The organism is Streptomyces sp. W16 (assembly GCF_033194735.1).
Taxonomy (GTDB): Bacteria; Actinomycetota; Actinomycetes; order Streptomycetales; family Streptomycetaceae; genus Streptomyces.
Genome location: NZ_JAWOAI010000808.1, coordinates 1 through 3,150, shown reverse-complemented (window position 1 = coordinate 3,150; position 3,150 = coordinate 1). Strand labels below are relative to the sequence as shown.

Annotated in this window: 4 protein-coding genes and 1 pseudogene; 1 reads left to right on the top strand and 4 read right to left on the bottom strand. The window is 71.8% G+C overall.

Going from position 1 to position 3,150, the window contains the following annotated elements:
• A partial coding sequence (locus tag R6V09_RS49635) for a glycoside hydrolase family 6 protein (protein WP_317888015.1) occupies window positions 1-742 on the top strand: 742 nt, incomplete at its 5' end.
• A gap of 1 nt (window position 743) precedes the next feature.
• On the opposite strand, the gene R6V09_RS49630 is transcribed toward R6V09_RS49635, so the two are convergent.
• The 4 genes and pseudogenes from R6V09_RS49630 to R6V09_RS49615 all read right to left on the bottom strand — a co-directional run.
• Entirely contained in the window at window positions 744-1,220 is a 477-nt protein-coding gene (locus tag R6V09_RS49630) for a GNAT family N-acetyltransferase (RefSeq protein WP_317888014.1), read from the bottom strand.
• Entirely contained in the window at window positions 1,217-1,633 is a 417-nt protein-coding gene (locus R6V09_RS49625) for a RidA family protein (protein WP_317888013.1), read from the bottom strand. The genes R6V09_RS49630 and R6V09_RS49625 overlap by 4 nt, the downstream gene beginning before the upstream one ends.
• A gap of 50 nt (window positions 1,634-1,683) precedes the next feature.
• Window positions 1,684-2,682, bottom strand: a complete 999-nt coding sequence (locus R6V09_RS49620) for a GNAT family N-acetyltransferase (RefSeq protein WP_317888012.1) — start codon at window positions 2,680-2,682, stop codon at window positions 1,684-1,686.
• 65 nt (window positions 2,683-2,747) lie between these two features.
• Window positions 2,748-3,150 (bottom strand): annotated as a pseudogene (locus tag R6V09_RS49615) (hypothetical protein); the annotation flags it as partial.

Here is a 3,150-nt window from a genome sequence, read left to right as displayed (position 1 = left end):
TTGCCAGGACGTCGGCAGGAGTGCGGTCGTCGCCCGCACCATCGCCGCCGCCCGCGCCGGCCGCGTCGCCGTACTCGTGGCGTACTACATCCCGAACCGCGACTGCGGCCAGTACTCGCTGGGCGGTGCCCCCACCGCAGCCGCCTACCGCGCCTGGATCGACGAGTTCGCGACCGCCCTCGGCGACCGGGGCGCCTACGTCATCGTCGAACCCGACGCCGTCGCCCAGGTGGTCGCCGGCTGCACCCGGGTCGTGGCGAACGACCGCTACGCCCTGCTCGCGTACGCCGTCGACCGCCTCAGACGCCGGCCGCGCACCCACGTCTACCTCGACGCCGGCAACTCCGGTTGGATCCCCGAGGCCTGGCGACTGGTCGACGCGCTGAAGGCGTCCGGCGTCGCCTGTGCCGACGGGGTCGCCCTGAACGTCTCCAACTTCCAGACGAACAAGGCGAGTTCGACGTACGGCGACCAGCTCTCCAAGGACCTCGCCGGCAAGCACTACGTCATCGACACCAGCCGCAACGGCAACGGCCCCTACTCCGGCACCGACACGTGGTGCAATCCGCCCGGCCGCGCACTGGGCACCCCACCGACGACCCGCACGGACAACCCCCTTCTCGACGCCTACCTGTGGATCAAACGCCCCGGCGAGTCCGACGGCGCCTGCCGGGGCGGCCCGGCGGCGGGCCAGTGGTGGCCGTCGTACGCCTTGGAACTGGCCCGCAACGCGGGCCCCTGACCTAGGAGTTGGGCTCCCACACGTACCGCACGTCCGGCTCCCGCTCCTCGTTGGTGCTGCCGTCCGTGAACTCGACGGCGACGAAACCGTGCCGCTCGTAGAACCGGTGGGCGGGCTTGTTCACCTGGAAGGTCCACAGCCGCAGGCCCCCCGGACTCCGCTCCTTGGCCAGCTCCACGAACCGGTCCCCGAGGCCGCGCCCGCGCCAGTCCGGATCGAGGTAGAGCTGCGACAGCAGATCGCCGTTGAGCACCATGAGTCCGACAATTCCGCCGCCGTCCCCCGCGTCGGCCACCCAGACCTCGCGCAGCGGCACGACGACGTCCCGGAAGTAGTCGCGCACGTCCTCGGCGGACCGCGGGCTGACGACGGTCGGCAGTGCGGCGGCGAAGGACCGCAGCCACACGTCGGCGGCGGGGCGAGCATCGGGGGCGGTCGCCCGGCGGAGGGTGACGTCCGGCTCGGCGCCGGGGCTCACGGCTGCGCCACTTCTTCCGGTACGACGGCCGTCGCCGTGATCTCCACGAGCTGGCCCGGATACCCGAGGCACGCCACACCGACGAGCGTGGACGAGTGCGGCCCCGCGCTCAGCCCGGAGGCCTCGACCACCTCCCACACGGCGGACAACACCGAGGGCTCACTGCTCACGACGTAGACGTCGGTCGCCACGACATGCCCCAAGTCGCTGCCGACGGAGCGTAGTTGGGCACCCAGATTCACGAGCACCTGCTCGGCCTGCCGCACCGCGTTCCCCTCGCCGATCACCTTGCCATCGGCGTCGAGGGGCACCGAACCGGCGAGAAAGGCGAGCCTCGTACCGGCTTCGACGACGGTGGCGTGGGAGTACTTGGGCGGCGGAAAGAGACCGGGGACGGTGACGCGTTCGAGCACGGGGTCTCCCAGGGGCGGGGGTTGGCGGCAGGGCGGCGCGCTGCAGGACGTCAGCGGATCACGTGGACGACGGCGCCCGCATCCGAATTACCTGCAGGCCACGGACAGTCGGCGTCTGGTGCAGCCGGAGCGCCGCCGGATTCCGGGAGCGGGGTGTCCACCCGCCACCCCTCCTCCCGCGCCACGCGCTCGAAGACCCCGATCTTGTACGCCAGTCCTTCCGGTTCGCCGATGTCGCATGACCGGTGTGCCCTGTCCCGCTCCTCCTCTCCACGTACCAACGGCCGTCCCCGTACGGCCAGATGCAGCGCCAGGGTCGATCGCGCGTACCGGCGTACTGCGTCGAGCCGGTCCGGCAGGTGTCGGTACTGCTCCGTCTCCCGCAGGACGAGCCGGCCATCGGTGTCCCCGGCCACGAGGAGCGGGGCGAGATCCGCCCCGGAGTCGTCGCCCGGGCTCGCCAGAAACACCAACTCGCCCTCGGACTCCCGGACTTCGTACCGGGGCAGGTATGACAGCCGGGCCAGTCCCAGCGCGTCCTTCCACGAGGTGACCCACAACCCGCGGCCCAGGTAGTAGCGGACCGTCCGCTGCCAGGTCCAGTAGGTGGCCAGACGGAATCCGTGCAGCTCTTCGGCGCGGCAGGCCTCGTACACCGTGTCCAGCGCGGCCGAGGCCAGCCCCTGGCGTCGGGCAACGGGATGGACGGACAGCGACGAGACATGCAGCGCGCCCGAGCCGCTCGGCCAGGTGGCGACGGCGATCGTCCCCACCGGCCCGCGCTCGCCGCCGGGCTGCCAGATCCAGTACCTCCGGCAGAAATCCTCGTCGTACCTGTGCTCACGCCCGGTTGTCCCCAGCCGCGCCCGCAGCCGCTTCTCGATCGACACCGTGAGCGAGTCGGGATCGACGCACACGCCGAGGGCGCCCTCGGCGAGCGAGGCCAGATCCCAGAGGCCGAAGCGGCGGCCTCCGCCGAGCGAGACGGGACGCAGCCCGGGAGCGGCGGCCAAACGCTCGTGCACACGCTGGACTTGATCATCCTTCATGGCCCCGGAGCGTAGGGTCGCCGTCGGCGGTCGGCCGAGGGCGTCGGGGACATCGCCCGGGCATGTCATTCCGGAGGTGGACCGCACTCCCGTTCAGGCAACTGGCGTTCGCACTCCTGTGCAAGGAGCGGGTACGCCTCGACGATGGCCGCGTCGAGCCGCCGCCTGAGCAACTCCTCCGCCGCGGCCCGCCCGGCACTCCCGAGCCCGTTCAGAAGCTCGTCGTAACGAGCCAGCCGGTGACGCAGATACTCGACCTTCCAACGGTCGAGGACGGCGGGATCGGTGCTCTCGACTGTGCCGGGATCCGGCGACGGCCCCCATCGCTCGTATCCCCGTCCCCGCTCCTTGTGGTGCTCGATTGCCAGTCCCGCCAGCCGGTGCGGAGCCAGGCGCGGTACGTCGATCGGCTCGGCCGCGATCCGCGCCAGCACCTCGCGCCGCCTGCGCCGAGCGGCGGCCCGCGCC

Coding starts and splice junctions, on each gene's coding strand:
- R6V09_RS49620 (WP_317888012.1), bottom strand. CDS start 2,682: ATGAAGGATGATCAAGTCCAGCGTGTGCACGAGCGTTTGGCCGCCGCT.